The organism is Microbacterium sp. PAMC22086 (assembly GCF_019443525.1).
Classification (GTDB): domain Bacteria; phylum Actinomycetota; class Actinomycetes; order Actinomycetales; family Microbacteriaceae; genus Microbacterium; species Microbacterium maritypicum.
Genome location: NZ_CP080380.1, coordinates 2,401,381 through 2,422,482, shown reverse-complemented (window position 1 = coordinate 2,422,482; position 21,102 = coordinate 2,401,381). Strand labels below are relative to the sequence as shown.

The following is a 21,102-nucleotide window of genomic DNA, read 5'->3' as shown; positions in this document are numbered from 1 at the left end:
ACCCTGGAGAAATCTTTGAGACGCGCGAAAATCGTCGCCACCCTGGGCCCCGCCACCTCCACCTATGAGACGGTGCGCGCACTGATCGATGCGGGGGTGGATGTCGCTCGACTGAACCTCAGCCACGGTGACTACTCCGTGCACGAGAACAACTACGCCAACGTGCGTCGTGCCGCAGAGGACGCCGGTCGTCCGGTCGCCATCCTCGTCGACCTCCAGGGGCCGAAGATCCGTCTCGGCAAGTTCGAGAACGGCCCTTACGAGCTCGCCAAGGGCGACATCTTCAAGATCACCACCGAAGACATCATCGGCAACAAGGACATCTGCGGTACGACCTTCAAGGGTCTCCCGCAGGACGTCAAGCCCGGTGACTTCCTCCTCATCGACGACGGCAAGGTGCGCGTCGAGGTCGTCGAGACCGACGGTGTCACGGTCACTACCAAGGTGATCGTCGCCGGGGCCGTCTCGAACAACAAGGGCATCAACCTGCCCGGCGTCGCCGTCAACGTCCCCGCGCTGAGCGAGAAGGACGAGGACGACTTGCGTTGGGGTCTGCGCATCGGCGCCGACCTGATCGCCCTGTCGTTCGTCCGCAACGCCGACGACGTCACCCGTGTGCACGAGATCATGGCGGAAGAGGGCGTCCGCGTGCCCGTCATCGCCAAGGTCGAGAAGCCGCAGGCCGTCGACGCGCTCGAGGAGATCGTCGACGCCTTCGACTCGATCATGGTCGCCCGTGGCGACCTGGGCGTCGAGCTTCCGCTCGAGGCCGTGCCGATCGTGCAGAAGCGTGCGGTCGAGATCGCACGTCGCATGGCCAAGCCGGTCATCGTCGCGACGCAGATGCTCGAGTCGATGATCCACAGCCCCGTTCCGACGCGCGCCGAGACCTCGGATGTCGCGAATGCGGTGCTCGACGGTGCAGACGCCGTCATGCTCTCCGGTGAGACGAGCGTCGGCGACTACCCCGTCGTGGTCGTGGAGACCATGGCTCGCATCATCGCGTCGACCGAGGAGCACGGCCTGGAGCGCATCGCGCCCCTCACGACCAAGCCCCGCACGCAGGGTGGCGCGATCACCCTCGCCGCTCTCGAGGTCGCCGAGTTCGTCGACGCGAAGTTCCTCTGCGTGTTCACGCAGTCCGGTGACTCGGCACGACGCCTGTCGCGTCTGCGCTCGCGCATCCCGATGATTGCCTTCACGCCGGAGCCGGGTATCCGCCGCCGCATGGCGCTGACGTGGGGCATCCGCTCGACGCTGGTCGACATGGTGCAGCACACCGACCTGATGTATCACCAGGTCGACGAGTACCTGCTCGGCAACGGTCTCGCCGAGGAAGGGGACAAGGTCGTCGTGATCTCCGGTTCCCCTCCCGGAATCGTCGGATCGACGAACGACCTTCGTGTGCACAAGGTCGGCGATGCGATCCGCGGTGCCGCCCCCATCTACAAGGCCGGCGTCTGACGGACAGCATCCAGAGGGGGCGGGACTTCGGTCCCGCCCCCTCTGTCATATGCGTCAGGTAGTTTTCACTCATGGAGCCGTGCCGTCGTCCGAGGAGCACATCATCGGCGTGCTGAGGAACGCCGGGTGGTGGGTCGCTGACTACGTCTACGCGGGGTACTGGCAGGTGCGTGCGCTGTTCGACCGCACCGATCCGGCCTCCTTCGCATCCGGGCGCGCCGCCCACATCGTCGTGCTCCCCGGTGTGTACGAGACCTGGAGGTTCCTGCAACCGCTCGTCGTGGCGATGCATCGGCGCGGGCACCCCGTCCACATCGTCGACGCGCTCCGCCGCAATCAGCAGCCGGTGGTAGACCTGGCCGCCGATGTGACGGCCTTCCTCGAGGAGCATGACCTCACCGATGTGATCCTCGTCGCCCACAGCAAGGGCGGCCTCGCAGGGAAACTCGTCATGACCGGCCCGGCGGGAGCGCGGGTGCGGTCGATGCTCGCGGTCGCGACACCGTTCGGCGGATCTCGCTACGCCCGCCGCATACTGTCACGCACTCTGCGGGAGTTCTCTCCGGAAGCCCCGTCGATCGTGAGTCTCGCACGGCAGCTGAGCGTGAACGAGCGGATCGTCTCGGTTTACGCGGGGTTCGATCCACACATCCCGGAGGGGAGCGAGCTCGCCTGCGCCAAGAACGTCCGCCTCGAGACGGGCGGACACTTCCGGATCCTCGCCCACCCGCGGGTTCTGGCAGAGCTCGCGGTCCTGGCGGAGTAGCGCTCAGTCGCAGCCGTCGGCAGCGGGGCGGCCTCCACCGAGCGTCGGGAGCCACAGGAGCAGCTCCGGCAGCGCGGCGTAGGCGGCGAGGCCGTGGGTGACATCCGGATAGCGGTGGAAGGTGACATCCGTGCTCTGCGTACAGAGCAGCTTCACGTAGCCCTCGGTCGCGCTCGGGAGCACGAGCTCGTCTGCTTCTCCCTGACCGACGAAGACCGGCACCCTGAGAGGGCTGTTCCCCACACTGTTCTCCTGGAGCATCGTCTGTCAGGGCTCTGTCGTCGCAGGGTCGCTTCGCACGTAGCGACCGACGAGCGGGTCGGCGATCGCGTGAATCTGCGCGTTCTGGGTGAGCAGGCACAGGGCGGCCATGTCGGGGGTCGTCTTCACCGAGGACAGGCCTGTGATCTTCGCCTACCACGGCTACCCGTGGCTCATCCACCGCCTCACGAATCGGCGGCACGGACACGACAACCTCCATGTGCGCGGCTACATCGAGGAGGGCACCACGACGACACCGTTCGACATGGTCATGATGAACGACATGGACCGGTTCCACCTCGTGATCGACGTGATCGACCGGGTGCCCGGCCTCGCCTCCACGCACGCGGTGCTGCGACAGGAGATGCAGGATGCGCGGCTTCGTGCGCGGACCTACACGCGCGCGCACGGCGAAGATGCGCCTGAGATCGCGGGGTAGACCTGGAACAGCGCCCCACCCCGAACGGCGGTGACCGCGGGATCTCTGCGCCTTCCGTCGAACCCGAGCACCACGATCAGAAGGAGTAGCACCATGACATCCACCACCCGCATCGATGACGAAGACCTCCAGCGAGCGGTCCAGCAGGAACTGGAGTGAACCCCCGATGTCGACAGCGCGGGGATCGGCGTCGCGGTCGAAGACGGCACAGTGGCCCTCTCCGGTGAAGTCGACAGCCACACCGAGCGCCTGGCGGCACGACACGCCGCCCTGGCTATGTCAACTCAAGCCGAACCCACCAGGGCAGTCCAGTGAGGACCCACTTGCATTAGGTGATGCTGTTTCGCCAGGACGTCTTTGCTCTTTGCTGGGCGGATTATGGGGTCGGGTCGGTCTTGGCGCGGGCGGCTTTCCAGACGGCTCGGGCGGCGTCGGCGTTGAGGATGCCGATGCCGACGCCGACGATGATGTCGAGCCAGCCGGGGGCGAACCAGATCGTGAGGATGTCGACGAGGATGATGGCGAGGTTGGCGAGGGCGTCGTTGCGGGCGGATAGCCAGGCGGCTATTGGCCCCGCGGCAACCACAGCAGAGCCGACCATTTCGTTGCAGGCAGAGGCGGGTCATCCAACTCGAATGACAGCAATCCCTGTTGGCACGGATGATGCCCGCCGCTGGTGACCCAGCTCGCCCCGGTGGCAGCCGACGCGGTTCCTCGCTGGTAGGCTGGCGGGTGGCGCTGTCGCGCTTTACCAGGACCCCAGGAGACCAGATATGTCACTCGCCCGATCCCTTGCCGCGGCTGGAGCCACGCTCACACTTATCGCATCGCTCGCCGCTTGCTCATCGCCGGCCGAGCCGGCCGGGTCGGCCGCGGCTGACACGCAGACCGAGCGGGTCGAGAGTCAGGCACCTGAGCCCGCAGCTGAGCCGACATGGACGCCCGTCGCGACTATTACAGGTAACGCAGATCAGCAGTCGGACACGATTGTTCTGACCGGTGGAAAGGTTCGCGTGACGTACGACTTCGTTGACAGTTCCGGCCAGGGCATGATCGTCGGCGCAGTCTACGTTCTCACTGAGGGAACGGACCTCATGACGGACGGCGGCATTCCTGACGTCATGATTTCAGAAGCGGGCGCAGGTGAAACCATCCTCCGGAAGGACGCAGGCGAGTACTACGTCAAGGTGACCTCAGCCAACGCGAGCTATACCGTGACCGTTGAGGAAGAAAAGTAGCGTCACCCTCCTCTTCACGAACGGCCTCCCTTGAAGGCTGGTGTCTCGGTCGAAGACCATCAGCATCGAGGGGGCCCGCCTCATGCGCCGGAGCAATCCAGGGTGAGGAATTCCTCGAGCGAAAGCGGGGACTTTCAGTGAGCGCCGTCACGAGGTCACCCACTACCTGCTGTAGCGCTTCGACCACCGATCCGTCCGTGCGCTTGCGAAGGACCAAGACAACCGACCCCGAATCCCTCGGGCGACTTAATGAGGGGCGTCTTCGAGGAAGTCGACACTGTCCGCGAACAGCGACACCGACCCGATGATCAGCGCGACCGTGAACTCCACGAAGAAGTAGGCGAGGTTGAGGAGCGCGACGATATAGGGCTGGGTCACAGTGCGGGTTGTTGAGCGCGGGTGTGGGCGAGTCGGTAGGAGTCGGTGCCGGTCTCGATGATGGTGCCGTTGAAGGTGAGCCGGTCAACGATCGCTGCGCAGAGCCTGGGGTCGGTGAAGGTCTTCGTCCATCCGGAGAAGGACTCGTTCGAGGCGATCGCGATGCTGTTGTTCTCTTCCCTCTCGGTGAGGACTTGGAACAGCAGCTCAGCACCGCGGCGGTCCAGTTCCATGTATCCGAGTTCGTCGATCATGAGCAGGTCGACCCGGCCGTAGCGGGCGATCGTGCGGGCCAGGTTCTTCTCATCGGCCGCCTCGACCAGTTCGTTCACCAGCCGGGTCGCGAGCGTGTATTTCACCCGGAACCCCTTTTCGGCTGCGGCGGTGCCCAGCCCGATCAGGAGGTGACTCTTTCCGGTGCCAGAGTCGCCGATGAGGCAGAGCGGCTGCCCGCGACGCACCCATTCGCCGGTGGCGAGAGTGTTGATGGTCGCCGGGTTGATGTTCGGGTTCGCCGCGAAATCGAAGTCCCCGAGCCATTTATCCCGCGGGAAGCCGGCTGCTTTGACCCGGCGGACCGAGGAACGCCGGTCCCGGTCATCACACTCGGCCAGGAGCAGCTCGGCGAGGAACCCTTGGTAGCTGAGCTGCTCTTTCTGCGCGGCGGTGGTGGCTTCCTCAACGACCGCCCGGATCGTCGGGAGCCGGAGCCTTCGGCAGGCCTGATCGATGGCCGCGCCTGCTGCTTCCTCGGTCAGCCCGCGACGCCGCCGCAGGGTGGTGGTGATGCTGGTCGTGGTGGTCATGACGCTGTCCCTTCCTGGATCGCAACTGCGGTCTCGGGTGATGGTCGTTCCGGGAGGCGCAGCAGCTGGTCGTACGCGGCAACCGATGGCAACGGCCGCCGATCCGGCGGGAGACCGGCGATCACCGCCGCCGGGTCGGCTAGCCGGCGCTGGGTCAGACTGACGACACGTCGCTCATGCCCGCGCGGAGGGTCGGCGGGATGACGGCCCAAACGAGACCCACCCAGTGTTTCGTGGCGGCGCGCCTCCACCGCAACAACATCAGCCGTGACCGCCCCCACGGTCAACGCCGCGGTGATCCCCCCGATGACATCCTCAGCGGCCATCGACCGATGCAAGAGAAGCACGTCGATGAGCGCCCGGGTGCCGCCGGCATCGCCGTCGGTCTTACGAGCTGCCGCCCAGAACGCTTCATGCGCTCCAGTGAACACCCCCGTCGCGCGGGCGTGTGCGAGAGCGGTGGACCCGGGAAGGGCGCCGGGCTTGTGCAGGAGAACCTCGAGGTAATGATCAAGATCCACGCTCTGCCCATGCAACGCCACCACCCGCGTGTGCCGGGCGATTTGAGCCCGCCCGTCGAAGATGATCACCTCCGACGCGCGCAACGACACCCGGACGGTGCGGCCAATGAACCGGGCAGGGACCGAATACGATGCCATCCGCACCCGGACCAGGCTGGACCTGCTCACCCGCGGCGTCAACGACAGCCCCGGCTCGAACCGCTCGGCCGTGACGGGCGCCAGCAATTCTCGTTCACGGGCGAAGTCCTGCGCGACGGTGCGGATCCGGTCACCGATCCGACGATCCTCATCATCAAGATCCCACCGCCGTATCCGGTCGTTCAGCTCAGCGAGAGAATCGACGACCGGCATCGGAGACAGGTGTGTGCGCCGGAACCGGCCGACTTCCCCCTCAACACCGCCCTTCTCGTGAGCACCCTCAATCCCGGGGTGGCAGTAGAACGCGTCGAACCCGTAATGCGAACGGAACAGCACCCACCGCTGATTCTCGGTGCGCTGCCGGCCCGTCCCGTAGATCACTTTCACGACCGCGTCGGTGAGGTTGTCGTAACGGATGTGACGGGTCGGGACGCCGCCGATGTCCTCGAACGCGTCAATGTGACCCTCCAAGAACGCCTCCTGCGCCTGCGTCGCATAGACCCGGTGGATCGCCTTCCCCGAATGCGACAACCGGAACGTGAACATATGACACTTCGTCTTCACCCCCGCCAGGACAACCCAGACCTCACCGAAGTCGACCTCCGCTTCCGCGCCCGGTGCGTGTTCCTGCGGGACGAACACCTCCGGCAGCCGACCCGCCTCGATATCGATCTCTGGCCGGCGGCGACGGACATAGTCACGGACCGTTGAGTACGACAGTTCCGTCGCGTCATGCTCATCAGCCAGCCGCGCGAACACCCGCCGTGCGGTGTGCCGTTGTTTACGGGGGGCATTCAGATCCTGGCGGAGCATCTCGTCGATCGCGGCCTTGAACGCGTCCAGCCGAGGCGCTGTCCGAACGCGGGGTTTCCGTGGGGGTGGCTCCGCCTGCAGAAGGGCTTGCCGCACCGTGGGCCTGCCCACGCCGTGCCTCCTGGCGAGCTCCCGGATCGAGAGGCCCTCCACGCGCGCGTCCCTGCGGATCCGCGCGAACAACTCCACCCGAGACTCCATCCAAACCTCCACCATCAGCAACCGAGGACCTGTTGCGATCAGGGTGCAGGTGGGTACGGCTTAGATTGCCCGCAACACCCCGGCGCCCTCGAAGTGGGTCCCGCTTAGATCGCCCTGGTGGGTCCCACTAACCCTGCCAGCGCCACCGCCCTGCGCGTGCGCGGCGTGAATGCCGTCATCGACCACCTCGGCCTGCCGTCGTCGCCGGACGAACACATGGCCGACACCGCCGTCGCGGAGGAGGTGGAGCACGCTCTTCGCGCTGCCGCTGACGTCCCTCCCGGCGTGAAGGCGGTGATCGAGGGCGGCGACGTCAGCCTCATGGGGGAGGTGGACTGGGACTACGAGCGGCGCGCCGCGAAGCGCGCGGTGCAGCATCTGAAAGGTGTGCGAACCGTGAACAGCATGATCACGCTCACCGCCCGGCCCTCGGCGGCGGATGCAGAGGAATGCATCCGCGGCGCGATCAGGCGCAACGCGCTCGTCGACGCGCACACGATCGAGGTCGCGGTCTCGGGCACCTCGGTCATGCTCACCGGCACCGTCCGATCATGGGCGGAGAAGAATCAGGCTGTGGAAGCGGCCTGGGCCTCTCCGCATGTGACCGAGGTCGACAACCGCATCGTCGTCCGCCCTTATTGATGAGGTGGCGCCGACGGCGCACCGGGAGAGCCGATTCCGGCCGTCCGCTCCGTTTCGAGCACGGCCGCCTGCGTCCGGCGCTCCAGCCCGAGCTTGCTGAGCACGGAGGAGACGTAGTTCTTCACCGTCTTCTCCGCGAGCCCGAGACGGTCGCCGATCTGAGCGTTGGTCAGCCCTTCGGCGATCAGCGCGAGCGTCTGCTTCTCGCGCAGGTTGAGCGATCCGTAACGAGGGTCCTCTGTGCGGGCGTCGCGCACGCGATGGGTGATGCGGCGCACCATCGAGGGATTCAGCAGCGACTCTCCGTCGGCCACGGCGCAGACGGCACGCACGAGTTCATCGGTGTGCAGACTCTTCAACAGGTAGCCGGAGGCATCGCCCATGACGGCGGCGACGAGCGCGTCGTCATCGTCGAATGCGGTCAGGATCAGGCATCGCACGCTCGGATGGGCTTGGCGGATGTGGCGGCACAGATCGATACCGCTGCCGTCAGGGAGATGCACGTCCAGGACGGCGACGTCCGGGAGCGTCTCGGCGATCCGGATGACCGCCTCGTTATAGGTCGATGCTTCCCCGACCACCGTCAGATCGGGGTGCGCGTCGAGGAGTCCGGCGATGCCGCGGCGCACGATCTCGTGATCGTCGACCAGGAACACTCGGTGCATTCGTCCCTTTCTTCGTTGTCGGGCGGTGGGGCGGCCATCAAGGCGGGTACGGACGTGCAGCTCACAGTACAGCTCGCGACTCGGACGGGAACAGGACTCGTCACGGGACCAAAGACCCACCGTGGGCGGCCTTCGCGTCGTATCCTCGCCTTCTGGGAAAAAGAGGGGGGGAGTCGCCCGCATCGGGAGGGCCGCTCCGAGAAAAAGGGACAGGGGCCGCGCTCCAGGGGCAGTGCGGTTCCTCTCTCTTCTCTCTACCGTGACGATCAGCGCTTTCCAGGGGGAGTGGAGGCCCGAGGGGCTTCGGATGTGACAGCGGGCGGCATCGGTGTCTGGACGACGAGCACCGGACAGCGGGCGTGGGCCGCGCACGCCGCACTGACGGAGCCGAGGAGCAGCCCGGCGAATCCCCCATGTCCACGACTGCCGACGACGAGCATCGACGCCCGGTCGCTCTGTTCGATGAGCACCTCTGCGGCGCGGCCGGGAACGACCGACTGCGAGAAATGCTCCGGAGGCGATCCCTGGAGCGCTGCACGCACGGCATCGAGGAGGCACCGTTGCGCATCCATCTTGGGAGACCATTCGGTGCCGGGATCGAACGGATCGAGCATCACCGGATACGTCCAGGTGGTCACCGCCGCGAGTGGGACATCGAGTGCAGCGGCGATGCGCGCCGCGTACGACAACGCCTCCACGGAGGCGGCGGAGCCATCGACGCCGACGACGATGGGGAGCGGCTCGACGATGTCTGTCATCCGTCCAGGATTCACCCCGCGGGAGCGGCTCGCAGAGGCGAACGTCCCACGGTGTGGTCTCGGCTCATCCCGAGTGGTGGGCCCGATCGCCGGGCACGATGAGGACGGGTGCGTTGATGTTGACGAGGACGTCCTGGACGACAGGTCCGAGGGAATGCTCGCTGCGATGCGCGTGCCCTGCGCCGATGACGACGAGTGCGGCATTCCGGGAGGCGTCCAACAGCGCTTCCGCCGGCGGCCGCACGGTCTCGCGCGTTCGCAGCGTGGCCCGAGGGTGCAGCCGTTGGACGAGAGCGGCCGCCTGCTCCAGCGCGGATGCCGACGTCTCCACGGGCGCCGGAACGATCCCGGAGAACGAGGAATGCACGACTTGCAGCGGCTCCCCGCGCCGTGCGGCCTCGTCGGATGCCGCGCGGACGACGGGATCGAGCAGGTCATCGGCCTTCACCCCGGCGACGACCCCTGAGCGGAAGCGCAGATCGAGGTGCGGCACGACCACGACGGCGCAGCGCGCCACCGCTGCGATGCGCAGACTCATGGTGCCGAAGACACGGCTGTGGATGAACCCCGTCTTGCCGGTGCTGATCACCAGGGCGTCATCATCCTGGAGGAAGCGGGCGAGCTGCTCCGGCACGGGCCCCCTCGGGAGTACGACGTCCGTCGTCCTGCGCGGTTCGGGGTGCGCGAAATCCGCATCATCTCCGGTCGACACATGCACGCGGACGACTGGGACGCCGGCCGCGGCAGCATGCGACTCGGCCCACGCATGCGCCGTTTCCTCGCCACCGCGTCCCTTGAGCGCCAGGACATATCGTGCAGGCATTCGTGCGCTTCCTCTCTCGGTGGACTGCCATCGTCTGATGAGGGAGGTCGGGTCTGAAGAGTCGAAGGTCCCGCAGAGGCCTTTCGAGAGTAGTGTCGGCAATGACTGCCGCGGAAAGTGGGGGTGATGGACGACGAAGAGCTTCGGTTCCCCGACCAGCGCCGATCCGAGCTGGAGAGCACGATCGGCGAGCTGGTAGAACGAGCTCAGCACGTGCTCAGCGCCCAGGGCCGACTGCGCAGCCTGCTCCGTGCCGAGCCAGATCGTCGTGAAGGACCTCGACCTCGAACAGGTTCTTCGCCACATCGCCGAGGCCGCCGTGACCCTGGTGGATGCGCAATACGGCGCGCTCGGTGTGATCGACCGCGAGGGGCGCCTGGAGCAGTTCATCCACGTCGGGATGCCGGATGACGTCGCTGATCGGATCGGTGATCTTCCGGAGGGGCATGGTGTGCTGGGGGCGGTCATCGAGAGCGCGCATCCGATCCGCCTGGTCGACCTCGGCGCCGATCCGCGATCGGTGGGGTTGCCCGCGCACCATCCGGTCATGCGCACGTTCCTCGGCGTTCCGATCCGGGTGCGCGGGGAGATTTACGGGAATCTGTATCTCACCAACCGCACGGGCGGCGAGTTCACCGACGAAGACGAAGAGCTGGTGCTTGCCCTCGCGACCACGGCCGCGATCGCGATAGACAATGCGCGTCGCTATGAGGAGTCCCAGCGCCTTCAACGCCTCAGCCACGCCCTCGCTGAGATCTCCGCGGCGTTGCTCTCGGCGGACGCGGGTGACGTCTTCGGCGTGGTGGCGGAGAAGGTTGCCTCCGTCATCGATGCCGACCTGGTGCTGATCGTTGCGCCGGGAGCCGAGGAGGGGCGCTACCACGTGGAGACAGCCCGAGGAGTCGGTGCCGATCGGCTCGAGGGCACGGAGGTTCCCGATGGCGATTCCCTGATCGCCCGGGCGATGAGCGGCGCAAGCGTCGTCTCCAACGCCGATCCTGCCGAGTCGCCCTCCTTCGAAGGGCGTCTCTCCGGAGGATCGACCATCGCCGTCCCCCTTCTCGTCGCGGGCACGCCCGCGGGTGCCCTGTGCGTGGTCCGCGACGCGAAGGAGAAGCACTTCTCGTCCGAGGATCTGTCGGTGCTCTCGGAGTTCGCCGCGCAAGCGGGCATCGCCGTCGCCCTCGCGCATGCCCGTGCTGACCGTCAGCGGCTGGATCTGATCGAGGATCGTGCCCGGATCGCACGAGACCTTCACGACAACGTCATACAGCGGCTGTTCGGGACAGGGCTCGGCCTGCAGGCGCTGGCAGCGACCACGCCTGATCGAGCCGAAGCAATCTCCGCGCACGCCGGAGAGATCGACGCGGCCATCTCCGACTTCCGCACGGCCATCTTCGCTCTTCAGACCACGGACCCCGAGTCGGTCCGTCATCGTCTCCTCGACGTGGTGGGCGAGTTCACCCCGAGTCTTCGCAGCGCTCCCCGCGTCTCGTTCTCCGGTCCCGTCGATCTCCTCGTCACCGGCGCGCTCGGTGAGGACATCGTCGCCGTGGTGCGCGAGTCGCTGAGCAACGTCGCCCGCCATGCGCGCGCCACGACGTCGGAGGTCATCGTCGCCGTCACGGCATCCCATGTCACGGTCGTCGTCGACGACGACGGGATCGGTATGCCCGAGAACCCGGAGCGCGTCAGCGGGACGGCGAATCTGGAGATGCGCGCGCGAGCGCATGGCGGCACGTGCACGGTCGCGGCCCGAGACCTCGGCGGCACGAGGGTCCACTGGCGGGCGCCGCTCGAGGCGGAGACGACGGGCTCCCGATGATCGGCGTGTTCCTGGTGGATGACCACAGTGTCGTCCGTCGCGGAATCGCGCAGATCCTCGACGCGGAGCCGGGGCTCGAGGTGGTCGGAGAATCCGGCACCGTGCGCGGCACGCTCGGGCGGGTGGAGGCGACTTCGCCGGATGTCGTCGTGCTCGACGTGCGGCTCCCGGACGGCAGCGGCGTGGATCTCTGCCGGAGCATCCGATCGGCGCACCCCGGGATTCGATGCCTCATGCTCACGGCCTTCGATGACGACGCGGCGAGCGCCGCCTCGGTGATCGCCGGCGCGTCGGGGTATGTCCTGAAGACGATCCGTGGCACTTCTCTCATCGACTCGATCCGCCGGGCGGCGGCCGGTGAGGACTTGACGCCTCCGGCAGTCACAGCGCGTGTGCGGACCAAACTCGCTTCTCGCGCGACGGCCCCTCCCGCCCCCGAGGCGCCGTTGACCCTGCGCGAGAGCCAGATTCTGCGCTTGATCGCGGAAGGACTCACGAACCGTCAGATCGGCGAGCGCCTCGGCCTCGCCGAGAAGACGGTCAAGAACTACGTCTCTGGTCTCCTCGCGAAGCTCGGCATGCAGCGTCGCACGCAGGCGGCCGTCTACGGTGCCACGGAGCACTTCTCCGATCGAGCGACGGGGGAACGCTTCGATCCGTCGTGAACGTTCATGGGACGTTCGACCCTGACAGGGGTGCCGCACGGGAGAAGCAAGTCTCGTCGGAGCACTCCCACCACCGTCAGAGGAGCATCATGGCTGATTCGACCTTCGCCGCACATCGTCCACTCGTGATCGATCCCGCCGATCTGCAGCTTCCCGCCACTCAGCCGATCGACATCACCGCTCTCCTGCATGAGGGACACGGTGGGACCTTCGACCCGGGGAAGAAGGTCCGGCGGCGTCAGGCTTGAAGCATCCACGAGTCCCGTCCAGGAGGAATGATGCGAGCAGCAGTCGTCACAGAGTTCGGTGCACCGGCGCAGGTGGAAGAGCGTCCGATCCCACAGCCCGGTCCGGGACAGGTCCTGGTCCGGGTGGAGACATGCGGACTGTGCCACACCGACATCCACGCCATGCGCGGAGATTGGCCGGTCAAGCCCCCGCTCCCGCTCATCCCGGGGCACGAAGGCGTGGGCATCGTCGAACAGCTCGGTGACGGCGTGACCAGCCGCACGGTCGGACAGAGAGTCGCGATGCCCTGGCTCGGCCACGCATGCGGCGAATGCCGGTACTGCGTCGATGGTCGAGAGAACCTCTGCGAGAGCCAGTACAACAACGGCTACGCCGTCGACGGCGGCTACGCCGAGTACATGCTGGCAGACGCCCGCTTCGCCGTTCCCGTTCCGGACGGCATCACCGCGATCGACGCCGCGCCGCTCACCTGCGCCGGAGTCACGACCTACGCGGCGATCAAGAACGCGCATGTCACGCCGGGCGAGACGGTCGCGATCTTCGGTGTCGGGGGGCTCGGGCACCTTGCGGTGCAGTACGCCCGCCTGGTGGGTGCCAAGGTCATCGCGGTGGACATCACCGACGAGAAACTCGACCTGGCATCCGAGCTGGGTGCAGACCACGTCGTGAACGCCGCCGACGCCGATCCGGTCGCTGCGATCCGAGATCTCGGTGGTGCCGACGTCGTCGTCGTCCTCGCGGTCGCGCCCGCGGTCTTCGACCAGGCGTTCCGCTCTCTGAACCGCGGCGGCAGGCTCGTGCTGGTATCCCTCCCCGCCAGTGGGGAGCTCACGGTGCCGATCTTCGACACCGTGCTCAAGGGGATCAGCATCATCGGCTCCATCGTCGGGACCAGGCAGGATCTGGCGGAGGTCTTCGACCTTCACGCCGCCGGACGGACGCGGGTCGTCACCGAGCCCCGTGAGCTGGACCAGGTCAACGCATCGGTCGACGAGGTGCTGGCGGGGACCGTGCCGGCCCGCCTCGTGTTCCAGTATCACACCGCCGAAGTCGTCCCGACGCACGACGGGACCGCCGCGTCCCTGTGAGCCGGCGACCTCGGTGTTGAGGAGGAAAACCCAGTTCGAGGGTCATCCATCAAGGGTGCCGGCGGTGGGACTCGAACCCACACGCCCTTTCGGACAAAGCATTTTGAGTGCTCCGCGTCTGCCATTCCGCCACGCCGGCTCGTGTGTCGCGTCTATGACTTTAGCGCAGGGGAGGGGGAGTGATCCTCCGCGCAGAGTGGTTACGGCCTGCAGACAGGGGCACTCCACTAGGATGGTTCTGTGACAGAGCAAGAAGAGCAGGCTGAGCAGCCCACGTCATCCGCACCCCGACGCGTGGTCGTCGCCGAAGATGAGTCGCTGATCCGTCTCGACATCGTCGAGATCCTCCGCGACAACGGCTTCGATGTCGTCGGTGAGGCCGGTGATGGAGAGACCGCGGTCGCTCTGGCGACCGAGCTGCGCCCCGACCTCGTCATCATGGATGTCAAGATGCCCCAGCTCGACGGCATCAGCGCCGCCGAGAAGCTGCACAAGGGCAACATCGCCCCCGTCGTGCTCCTCACGGCTTTCAGCCAGAAGGAGCTCGTCGAGCGTGCCAGCGAGGCCGGTGCTCTCGCGTACGTCGTGAAGCCGTTCACTCCGAACGACCTCTTGCCGGCGATCGAGATCGCGCTGGCCCGCCACGAGCAGATCATCACGCTCGAGGCCGAGGTCGCCGACATGGTCGAGCGCTTCGAGACCCGCAAGCTCGTCGATCGGGCCAAGGGTCTGCTCAACGAGAAGATGGGTCTGAGCGAGCCCGAGGCGTTCCGCTGGATCCAGAAGGCCTCCATGGATCGCCGTCTGACGATGCAGGACGTCGCCAAGGCGATCATCGAGCAGCTCGCGCCCAAGAAGTAAGGGTGAGCGCCGGGGTCATCCGGCTCGATACCGAGCACATCCTGCGGCCCGTGCGCCTCGGAGATGGCGCCGCGCTCTCGAGGGCGTATCTGGCGAACCGCGAGCACCTCGCACCGTGGGAGCCCTCACGCACGGAGGCGTTCTTCACCGTCGCCTCGCAGGAGCAGCACGCGTAGCAGTGCGTCGACGATGCGTCCGCAGGTCGCAGCGTCCGCTTCGTGATCGCGTCCGACGGCGGTGAGATCCGCGGACGGATGAACATCAACAACATCGTCCGTGGTGCGTTCTGGAGCGCCGATCTCGGCTACTGGGTCGACGTCTCGCGGCTGCGTCGTGGGCTCGCGCACCGCGCCGTCGCGCAGATCATCGAGTACTCGCGCACGGAACTGGGACTCCATCGGCTGCAGGCGGCCACACTGGTGCACAACCTCGGCTCCCAGAGCGTGCTGCGAGGAAACGGCTTCGAGCGCATCGGGATGGCGCCGAAGTACCTCCGCATCGCGGGGGAGTGGCAGGACCACCTGCTCTTCCAGCGGCTGCTGGAGGAACCGCTCAGCGCTCGGCGGGAAGGTCCTTGATCATGTTGGTGATGCGGATCGTGGAGCAACGTCGCCCCTGATCGTCGGTCACCACGATCTCGTGCACGGTGATGCTGCGTCCCAGGTGGACAGGGGTGCAGACACCGGTGACGACGCCCGACGTCGCCGAACGCGTGTGCGTCGCGTTGATGTCGACGCCGACGGCGAGCCGTCCGGCACCGGCGTGCAGATTGGCCGCCATCGATCCGAGGGATTCCCCGAGGACCACGTAGGCGCCGCCGTGCATGAGTCCGACAGGCTGCGTGTTGCCCTCGACCGGCATCGTCGCGACGCAGCGGTCGACGCTGAATTCGACGAACTCCATGCCCATCTTCTCGGCCAGAGCGCCCATTCCGCGGGCTGTGGCCCAGTCGAGTCCCTCGCTCGTCGCGACGTCGCTCATGCATCCTCCTCAGCGGGTGTCTGTCGTCCTCGTTAGGCTGACAGGGTGACGGACTCCGCAAAGCCTACCCTCATGGTCGTCGACGGCCATTCGCTCGCCTATCGTGCCTTCTTCGCCCTCCCGGTCGACAACTTCACGACCAAAGACAACCAGCACACGAACGGCATCTACGGCTTCCTGTCGATGCTGGTGAACCTCATCAAGGCCGAGCAGCCGACGCACCTGGCGATCGCCTTCGACACCTCGCGTCACTCCTTCCGCACCGACGAGTACCCGGAGTACAAGGCCACGCGCTCCGAGTCGCCTCAGGAGTTCAAGGGGCAGATCCCCCTGCTCCAGGAGTGCCTCACCGCGATGTCGATCCCGGTGCTGACGAAGGAGGGGATCGAGGCCGACGACATCCTCGCCACGCTGGCGTCTCAGGGTGCCGAACAGGGCTTCGACGTGCTCGTCGTCTCGGGCGATCGCGACACCATCCAGCTCGTCAACGACGATGTCACGCTGCTGTACCCGTCGGTGCAGGGCGTCTCCCAGCTCAAGCGCTACGACCCCACGACCGTCCAGGACCGCTACGGGGTCCGGCCGGAGCAGTATCCCGACATCGCCGCTCTCGTCGGAGAGACCAGCGACAACCTGCCCGGTGTGCCGAAGGTGGGGGAGAAGACCGCCGTCAAGTGGCTCACACAGTTCGGGTCGCTCGACGAACTGATCGCCCGAGCCGACGAGATCAAGGGTGTGGTCGGCGGTAACCTCCGCGATCACATCGACGACGTGCGCCGCAACCGCAAACTCAACCGTCTGCTCACCGACGTGGAGCTTCCCGTCGGCCCTGCCGATCTCGCGGTCGCGCCGATCGATGCTCAGGCCGTGCGTGACATCTTCGCGCGCCTGGAGTTCCGCACACTGCTCCCGCGGGTGTTCGAGGCCGTCGGTGCGGGCGAGGTCGCCGACGATCCCGCATCCGTGGTCGTCCTTCCTGTGCCTGTGGAGGTGACGCCCGCCGAGCTCGCTGCCTGGGGTTCGGCACAGGAAGGCGAAGTCTCCCTCCGTATCACGACACAGGGCGGAGTGCCCGTGCGCATCGGTGCCGCCACCCTGACCGAGCTCCGCGAATCCGACTGGACCGAAGCCGCGCCCGAGGCGCTGCGCGGATGGCTCGAGTCCGACGCGTCGAAGGTGCTCCACGACGCGAAGGCGCAGGTGAAGGCACTGATCCGTCAAGGCATCCGCCTCGGCGGCCTTTCGTACGACACGAGTCTCGCCGGCTGGCTGCTGCGACCGAGCTTCCCGGACAAGACCCTCTCCGACCTGGTGGAGCGCTACCTGGGCGAGAAGCTCCCCGAGGCCGACCCGTCGCAGCTCGTGCCCGAGACCGAGGGCGCGACGCCTTCGCAGGAGGCGTGGTTCGCGCTGCGTGTCGCCGATGCTCTTCGGGAAGACATCCCCGAGCCGGTCGCCAAGGTCTTGGTCGACATCGAGCTGCCGACGCTGCTCACCCTCGCCGACATGGAGGTCGCGGGCGTCGCGGTCTCGCACGACGTGCTGTCCACGTTCTCCGGAGAGCTCGCCGCCCGCGCCGAGGCGCTCGCGCAGGAGGCCTTCTCCGTGGTCGGACGCGAGTTCAACCTCGGCTCGCCCAAGCAACTGCAGGAGGTCCTGTTCGAAGACCTGCAGCTGCCGAAGACCCGAAAGACCAAGACCGGATACTCGACGGATGCCGCGGTTCTCGCCGACCTGCAGGAGAGCAACCCCCACCCGTTCCTGAACCTGCTGCTGCAGCACCGTGAGGCCACCAAGCTGCGTCAGATCATCGAGTCGCTCGATACCGCCATCGGCGACGATCACCGCGTACACACGACGTATGTGCAGACCGGAAGCCAGACGGGGCGTCTGTCCAGCACCGACCCCAACCTGCAGAACATCCCGGTGCGTACCGAGGAATCCCGTCGCATCCGCAGCGCGTTCGAAGTGGGCGAGGGCTACGAGGCGCTTCTCACCGCCGATTACTCGCAGATCGAGATGCGCATCATGGCGCACCTCTCCGGCGACGAAGGCCTCATCGAGGCGTTCAACAGCGGGGAAGACCTGCACCGTTTCGTCGGTGCGCGGGTCTTCGGAGTCGAGCCGAGCGAGGTGACGGCGGCCATGCGCACCAAGGTCAAGGCGATGTCGTACGGCCTGGTCTACGGGCTCTCCGCGTTCGGCCTCTCCAAGCAGCTGCGCATCGAGCAGTCCGAGGCCAAGCAGCTCATGATCGAGTACTTCGCTCGGTTCGGCGCGGTGCGCGACTATCTGCGCGCGTCGGTCATGAAGGCGAAGGAGGTAGGCTACACCGAGACGATCTTCGGCCGCCGTCGTCCGTTCCCCGACCTGGCGAGCCCGAACCGGGTGCTGCGTGAGAACGCCGAGCGCGCGGCCCTCAACGCCCCCATCCAGGGCAGCGCCGCAGACATCATGAAGATCGCGCTCCTGCACATCCACGATGATCTCCGCTCCGAGCAGCTCTCCTCGCGCGTGCTGCTCCAGATCCACGACGAGCTCGTCGTCGAGGTCGCTCCCGGGGAGTGGGAAGCGACGGAGCGCATCGCGCGGGCGCGGATGGGTGATGCCGCCGACTTGTCGGTGCCGCTCGACGTGCAGGTCGGACGCGGTCGCGACTGGAACGAAGCCGCGCACTGAGGTCCGGCGGCGGAAGGGGGCCGGGGATTAGGCTGACAGCTATGACTTCAGCTCCCCGCACCCCCTCCGCCATCGACGCCGTCGCCGATGAATGGGTCGACACGATCGCGGTCCTGGCGCCCACGCTCGGGACGTATATCGGCCGCGATGAGGTGAACGACCGTTTCGGCGACCTGAGCCCGGCGGGGCACGAGGAGATCGCCGCGGCGACCCGCGCGACGCTCGACAAGCTCTCCGCACTCGAGCCGGTCGATGCGATCGACGAGGTCACCAAGACCGACCTCGGAGCCGAGCTGCGTCTCGACCTCGAGCTGCACGACGCGAAGTGGCATCTGCGGGACCTCAACGTCATCGCCTCGGCCGCACAGGATGTGCGCGCGGCGTTCGATCTGATGCCGACCGCGACCGTCGAGAACTGGGATGTGGTCGCGACGAGGCTCGCCGCGGTCCCCGAGGCACTGCGCGGTTACATCGAGACCCTGCGGACCGGTATCGCCGAGGGCGTGACGCCGGCGCGACGCCAGGTCGTCGAGGTCGCGACGCAGATCGACCGCTACACGGCTGACGACGGATTCTTCGCCGCCTTCGTGGCCGATGCCGATCCCGACGAGGGGCAGCTGCCCGCTTCGCTCGCGCAGCCTCGCCGACAACTCCGCCGCGGCACGGGTCGCCTACGACGAGCTTCGTCGCTTCCTCGTGGAAGAGCTCGCTCCCGCGACGGGCGAGGTCGACGCGGTCGGACGCGACCTGTATGCGCTCAACTCCCGTCGCTTCCTCGGGGCGACGATCGACCTCGACGAGACGTACGAGTGGGGGCGCGAGGAGCTCGCGCGCATGGTGGCGGAGCAGACCGCGATCGCGAACGAGATCCTGCCCGGTGCGTCCGTGGAAGAGGCCGTCGCCCACCTCGAGGCCGACCCGGCCCGCAAGCTCGTCGGCACCGACGCTCTCCAGAGGTGGATGCAGGAGACGAGCGACCGCGCTGTAGCCGAGCTCGGGGCCTCACACTTCGACATCCCGGAGGCCATCCGCACCCTCGAGTGCATGATCGCCCCCACGCAGGAGGGCGGCATCTACTACACCGGGCCGACGGACGACTTCTCCCGCCCCGGCCGCATGTGGTGGTCGGTCCCCGAGGGCGTCACCGAGTTCGACACCTGGCGCGAGCTGACCACGGTGTTCCATGAGGGCGTGCCGGGACACCACCTCCAGATCGCCCAGGCCGTGTACAACCGGGCCGAGCTCAACTCCTGGCGCCGTCTGCTCGCCGGCACCTCGGGTCATGCCGAGGGCTGGGCTCTGTATGCCGAGCGTCTGATGGAGCAGCTGGGCTACCTCGACGATCCCGCCGACCGTCTCGGCATGCTCGACGGGCAGCGTCTGCGGGCCGCCCGCGTGGTGCTCGACATCGGTGTGCACCTGGGCAAGCCGCGACTCGACGGTACGGGTGTCTGGGACGCCGAGTACGCACTGGACTTCATGCGCCGGAACGTGAACATGTCCGATCAGTTCGTGCAGTTCGAGGTGAATCGCTACCTGGGCTGGCCTGGTCAGGCGCCGTCCTACAAGGTCGGTCAGCGTATCTGGGAACAGGTCCGTGACGGCGTCCGCGCAGCCGAAGGCGATGCGTTCTCGTTCAAGGACTTCCACAAGCGCGCACTCGACATGGGCGGTGTCGGCCTCGACACGCTGCGCAGCGCCTTGCTTCCACGCTGACGGGAATGCGGTCCGGCCGAGGCGTGTTCATTCATCTGAATAGGAAGGGATGACATGAGCATCGAATTCGGGTTGGACACGTTCGGCGACATCACCAGGAACGTGGACGGAGAACTCCTCACCGGCGCGCAGACGATCCGCAACATCGTCGCGCAGGCAGAGCTGGCCGACACGGTCGGTGTGGACTTCTTCGGGGTGGGGGAGCACCACCGCGCGGAGTTCGCGGTCTCTGCCCCGGAGATGGTGCTGGCCGCTATCGCGGCCCGCACCACGCACATCCGTTTGGGCACGGCGGTGACGGTGCTCTCGTCCGACGACCCTGTGCGCGTTTTCGAGCGGTTCTCGACGTTGGATGCCCTCTCGAACGGTCGTGCCGAGGTGGTTCTCGGCCGCGGCTCCTTCATCGAGTCGTTCCCATTGTTCGGCTATGACCTCCGCGACTACGACGCACTCTTCGAGCAGAAGCTCGAGCTGTTCGTCGAGCTCCTCAAGGAGGAGCCGGTGACGTGGTCGGGCACCATGCGCGCTTCGCTCGAGAACGCGAACGTGTTCCCGAAGACCGAGAAGGGTCTGCGCACCTGGGTCGGTGTGGGGGGCAGCCCTGAGTCGGTCGTCCGTGTCGCACGCCATGGCCTCGGCCTGATGCTCGCGATCATCGGGGGATCAGCGGAGCGGTTCAAGCCCTTCGTCGACCTGTACCACCGCTCCGTGGCCTCCTTCGGCACGACGTCGCACCCCGTCTCGGTGCATTCGCCCGGCCACATCGCCGAGACGGATGCGGAGGCCTGGGATGCCGCCTACTCCGGTTTCGAGGCCATGAACAACACGATCGGACGTGAGCGCGGATGGCCGGCATACAGCCGTGCGCGCTTCCAGAACGACATCGGTCCTGAAGGAGCGATCTACGCGGGCTCGCCGGATCGCGTCGCGGCGAAGATCGCCGACACGATCACGACGCTGGGACTCGGCCGGTTCGACTTGAAGTACGCCACAGGCACCCTGTCGCACGAGTCGATGATGCGCAGCATCGAGCTGTACGGCACCGAGGTGATCCCGCGGGTGAAGCGGATCCTCGACGCTCAGGACTGACGTCATCGGGTGCGGGACGTCGGGTGCTCGGCTCTA

At 66.8% G+C, this 21,102-nt stretch carries 24 protein-coding genes, 1 tRNA gene and 2 pseudogenes; 16 read left to right on the top strand and 11 right to left on the bottom strand.

Going from position 1 to position 21,102, the window contains the following annotated elements:
* Nucleotides 1-15: 15 nt before the first annotated feature.
* Nucleotides 16-1,464 carry a pyruvate kinase gene (gene pyk / locus KY497_RS12065; protein WP_141386735.1) on the top strand — a complete coding sequence of 483 codons (1,449 nt, stop codon included), beginning with the start codon at nt 16-18 and terminating at the stop codon, nt 1,462-1,464.
* 79 nt (nt 1,465-1,543) lie between these two features.
* Complete coding sequence (locus KY497_RS12060) at nt 1,544-2,230, top strand: triacylglycerol lipase (protein WP_174799572.1); 687 nt, start codon at nt 1,544-1,546, stop codon at nt 2,228-2,230.
* Between the two features lie 3 nt (nt 2,231-2,233).
* On the opposite strand, the gene KY497_RS12055 is transcribed toward KY497_RS12060, so the two are convergent.
* Both KY497_RS12055 and KY497_RS16765 read right to left on the bottom strand, forming a co-directional pair.
* Nucleotides 2,234-2,473, bottom strand: coding sequence for a S9 family peptidase (locus KY497_RS12055; protein WP_219869140.1), 240 nt, complete (start codon nt 2,471-2,473; stop codon nt 2,234-2,236).
* Nucleotides 2,474-2,497: 24 nt separating this feature from the next.
* Complete coding sequence (locus KY497_RS16765) at nt 2,498-2,620, bottom strand: hypothetical protein (RefSeq protein ID WP_258185988.1); 123 nt, start codon at nt 2,618-2,620, stop codon at nt 2,498-2,500.
* Here KY497_RS16765 and KY497_RS12050 point away from each other — a divergent pair.
* Both KY497_RS12050 and KY497_RS16965 read left to right on the top strand, forming a co-directional pair.
* A pseudogene (locus KY497_RS12050) lies at nt 2,613-2,930 on the top strand (phosphoketolase); the annotation flags it as partial. The gene KY497_RS16765 and the pseudogene KY497_RS12050 sit on opposite strands and share 8 nt — an antisense overlap.
* Nucleotides 2,931-3,140: 210 nt before the next feature.
* Nucleotides 3,141-3,245, top strand: a complete 105-nt coding sequence (locus tag KY497_RS16965; RefSeq protein ID WP_375140913.1) for a hypothetical protein — start codon at nt 3,141-3,143, stop codon at nt 3,243-3,245.
* Nucleotides 3,246-3,306: 61 nt separating this feature from the next.
* Here the strand turns inward: KY497_RS16965 and KY497_RS12040 are convergent, their stop codons facing one another.
* Nucleotides 3,307-3,531: a hypothetical protein gene (locus tag KY497_RS12040; RefSeq protein ID WP_219869139.1), complete on the bottom strand. Its 225-nt coding sequence runs from the start codon at nt 3,529-3,531 to the stop codon at nt 3,307-3,309.
* Between the two features lie 172 nt (nt 3,532-3,703).
* On the opposite strand from KY497_RS12040, the gene KY497_RS12035 reads away from it, so the two are divergent.
* Complete coding sequence (locus tag KY497_RS12035) at nt 3,704-4,168, top strand: hypothetical protein (protein WP_219869138.1); 465 nt, start codon at nt 3,704-3,706, stop codon at nt 4,166-4,168.
* A gap of 246 nt (nt 4,169-4,414) precedes the next feature.
* On the opposite strand, the gene KY497_RS16760 is transcribed toward KY497_RS12035, so the two are convergent.
* The 3 genes from KY497_RS16760 to istA are packed head-to-tail and all read right to left on the bottom strand — an operon-like array spanning nt 4,415 to nt 7,025.
* Nucleotides 4,415-4,546 (bottom strand): hypothetical protein, encoded by a 132-nt coding sequence (locus KY497_RS16760; protein ID WP_258185987.1) that lies wholly within the window; start codon nt 4,544-4,546, stop codon nt 4,415-4,417.
* The gene (istB, locus tag KY497_RS12030; RefSeq protein ID WP_219869137.1) at nt 4,543-5,352 is read right to left on the bottom strand and encodes an IS21-like element helper ATPase IstB; all 810 of its coding nucleotides are present in this window, start codon (nt 5,350-5,352) and stop codon (nt 4,543-4,545) included. Before istB ends, KY497_RS16760 begins: the two co-directional genes overlap by 4 nt.
* Nucleotides 5,349-7,025, bottom strand: a complete 1,677-nt coding sequence (istA, locus tag KY497_RS12025; protein ID WP_219869136.1) for an IS21 family transposase — start codon at nt 7,023-7,025, stop codon at nt 5,349-5,351. Before istA ends, istB begins: the two co-directional genes overlap by 4 nt.
* A gap of 117 nt (nt 7,026-7,142) precedes the next feature.
* Between istA and KY497_RS12020 the strand changes: the two genes are divergently transcribed.
* Entirely contained in the window at nt 7,143-7,667 is a 525-nt protein-coding gene (locus KY497_RS12020) for a BON domain-containing protein (protein ID WP_258185682.1), read from the top strand.
* Here the strand turns inward: KY497_RS12020 and KY497_RS12015 are convergent.
* The 3 genes from KY497_RS12015 to KY497_RS12005 all read right to left on the bottom strand — a co-directional run bounded on the left by KY497_RS12015 (nt 7,661) and on the right by KY497_RS12005 (nt 9,913).
* Nucleotides 7,661-8,332 (bottom strand): response regulator transcription factor, encoded by a 672-nt coding sequence (locus KY497_RS12015; RefSeq protein ID WP_219869135.1) that lies wholly within the window; start codon nt 8,330-8,332, stop codon nt 7,661-7,663. The genes KY497_RS12020 and KY497_RS12015 overlap by 7 nt on opposite strands.
* Nucleotides 8,333-8,598: 266 nt before the next feature.
* Entirely contained in the window at nt 8,599-9,090 is a 492-nt protein-coding gene (locus tag KY497_RS12010) for a universal stress protein (protein ID WP_219869134.1), read from the bottom strand.
* A gap of 64 nt (nt 9,091-9,154) precedes the next feature.
* The gene (locus tag KY497_RS12005) at nt 9,155-9,913 is read right to left on the bottom strand and encodes a universal stress protein (RefSeq protein ID WP_219869133.1); all 759 of its coding nucleotides are present in this window, start codon (nt 9,911-9,913) and stop codon (nt 9,155-9,157) included.
* 250 nt (nt 9,914-10,163) lie between these two features.
* On the opposite strand from KY497_RS12005, the gene KY497_RS12000 reads away from it, so the two are divergent.
* From KY497_RS12000 to adhP, 4 genes are all read left to right on the top strand, one after another.
* The gene (locus KY497_RS12000; protein WP_219869132.1) at nt 10,164-11,738 is read left to right on the top strand and encodes a GAF domain-containing protein; all 1,575 of its coding nucleotides are present in this window, start codon (nt 10,164-10,166) and stop codon (nt 11,736-11,738) included.
* Complete coding sequence (locus KY497_RS11995; protein WP_219869131.1) at nt 11,735-12,403, top strand: response regulator transcription factor; 669 nt, start codon at nt 11,735-11,737, stop codon at nt 12,401-12,403. The genes KY497_RS12000 and KY497_RS11995 overlap by 4 nt, the downstream gene beginning before the upstream one ends.
* A gap of 89 nt (nt 12,404-12,492) precedes the next feature.
* Nucleotides 12,493-12,651 carry a hypothetical protein gene (locus tag KY497_RS11990; protein WP_219869130.1) on the top strand — a complete coding sequence of 53 codons (159 nt, stop codon included), beginning with the start codon at nt 12,493-12,495 and terminating at the stop codon, nt 12,649-12,651.
* Nucleotides 12,652-12,681: 30 nt separating this feature from the next.
* Entirely contained in the window at nt 12,682-13,740 is a 1,059-nt protein-coding gene (gene adhP / locus KY497_RS11985) for an alcohol dehydrogenase AdhP (RefSeq protein WP_219869129.1), read from the top strand.
* Nucleotides 13,741-13,796: 56 nt separating this feature from the next.
* Here the strand turns inward: adhP and KY497_RS11980 are convergent.
* Nucleotides 13,797-13,879, bottom strand: a tRNA-Leu gene (locus tag KY497_RS11980).
* Between the two features lie 101 nt (nt 13,880-13,980).
* Here KY497_RS11980 and KY497_RS11975 point away from each other — a divergent pair.
* From KY497_RS11975 to KY497_RS16910, 3 genes are read left to right on the top strand one after another with little or no spacing between them, the layout of a single operon-like run.
* A complete protein-coding gene (locus KY497_RS11975; protein WP_017830602.1) occupies nt 13,981-14,601 on the top strand; it encodes an ANTAR domain-containing response regulator in 621 nt (206 codons plus the stop codon).
* A gap of 2 nt (nt 14,602-14,603) precedes the next feature.
* Nucleotides 14,604-14,777: a hypothetical protein gene (locus tag KY497_RS16915; RefSeq protein WP_308813117.1), complete on the top strand. Its 174-nt coding sequence runs from the start codon at nt 14,604-14,606 to the stop codon at nt 14,775-14,777.
* Between the two features lie 42 nt (nt 14,778-14,819).
* The gene (locus KY497_RS16910; RefSeq protein WP_308813116.1) at nt 14,820-15,179 is read left to right on the top strand and encodes a GNAT family N-acetyltransferase; all 360 of its coding nucleotides are present in this window, start codon (nt 14,820-14,822) and stop codon (nt 15,177-15,179) included.
* On the opposite strand, the gene KY497_RS11965 is transcribed toward KY497_RS16910, so the two are convergent.
* Complete coding sequence (locus tag KY497_RS11965; protein WP_017830604.1) at nt 15,154-15,582, bottom strand: hotdog fold thioesterase; 429 nt, start codon at nt 15,580-15,582, stop codon at nt 15,154-15,156. The genes KY497_RS16910 and KY497_RS11965 overlap by 26 nt on opposite strands.
* 45 nt (nt 15,583-15,627) lie before the next feature.
* Between KY497_RS11965 and polA the strand changes: the two genes are divergently transcribed.
* The 3 genes and pseudogenes from polA (at nt 15,628) to KY497_RS11950 (ending at nt 21,066) form a co-directional block, all read left to right on the top strand.
* Entirely contained in the window at nt 15,628-18,261 is a 2,634-nt protein-coding gene (gene polA / locus KY497_RS11960) for a DNA polymerase I (RefSeq protein ID WP_219869128.1), read from the top strand.
* A gap of 41 nt (nt 18,262-18,302) precedes the next feature.
* Nucleotides 18,303-19,977: pseudogene (locus KY497_RS11955) on the top strand (DUF885 domain-containing protein).
* 54 nt (nt 19,978-20,031) lie between these two features.
* Nucleotides 20,032-21,066, top strand: coding sequence for an LLM class flavin-dependent oxidoreductase (locus tag KY497_RS11950; protein ID WP_219869127.1), 1,035 nt, complete (start codon nt 20,032-20,034; stop codon nt 21,064-21,066).
* Nucleotides 21,067-21,102: the final 36 nt, after the last annotated feature.

Excerpts from the sequence above, each read along its gene's own strand:
- KY497_RS12040 (WP_219869139.1), bottom strand. The coding sequence starts at position 3,531 with ATGGTCGGCTCTGCTGTGGTTGCCGCGGGGCCAATAGCCGCCTGGCTA.
- KY497_RS12035 (WP_219869138.1), top strand. The coding sequence starts at position 3,704 with ATGTCACTCGCCCGATCCCTTGCCGCGGCTGGAGCCACGCTCACACTT.
- istB (WP_219869137.1), bottom strand. The coding sequence starts at position 5,352 with ATGACCACCACGACCAGCATCACCACCACCCTGCGGCGGCGTCGCGGG.
- istA (WP_219869136.1), bottom strand. The coding sequence starts at position 7,025 with ATGGAGTCTCGGGTGGAGTTGTTCGCGCGGATCCGCAGGGACGCGCGC.
- KY497_RS12015 (WP_219869135.1), bottom strand. The coding sequence starts at position 8,332 with ATGCACCGAGTGTTCCTGGTCGACGATCACGAGATCGTGCGCCGCGGC.
- KY497_RS12010 (WP_219869134.1), bottom strand. The coding sequence starts at position 9,090 with ATGACAGACATCGTCGAGCCGCTCCCCATCGTCGTCGGCGTCGATGGC.
- KY497_RS12005 (WP_219869133.1), bottom strand. The coding sequence starts at position 9,913 with ATGCCTGCACGATATGTCCTGGCGCTCAAGGGACGCGGTGGCGAGGAA.
- KY497_RS11995 (WP_219869131.1), top strand. The coding sequence starts at position 11,735 with ATGATCGGCGTGTTCCTGGTGGATGACCACAGTGTCGTCCGTCGCGGA.
- KY497_RS11990 (WP_219869130.1), top strand. The coding sequence starts at position 12,493 with ATGGCTGATTCGACCTTCGCCGCACATCGTCCACTCGTGATCGATCCC.
- adhP (WP_219869129.1), top strand. The coding sequence starts at position 12,682 with ATGCGAGCAGCAGTCGTCACAGAGTTCGGTGCACCGGCGCAGGTGGAA.
- KY497_RS11965 (WP_017830604.1), bottom strand. The coding sequence starts at position 15,582 with ATGAGCGACGTCGCGACGAGCGAGGGACTCGACTGGGCCACAGCCCGC.
- KY497_RS11950 (WP_219869127.1), top strand. The coding sequence starts at position 20,032 with ATGAGCATCGAATTCGGGTTGGACACGTTCGGCGACATCACCAGGAAC.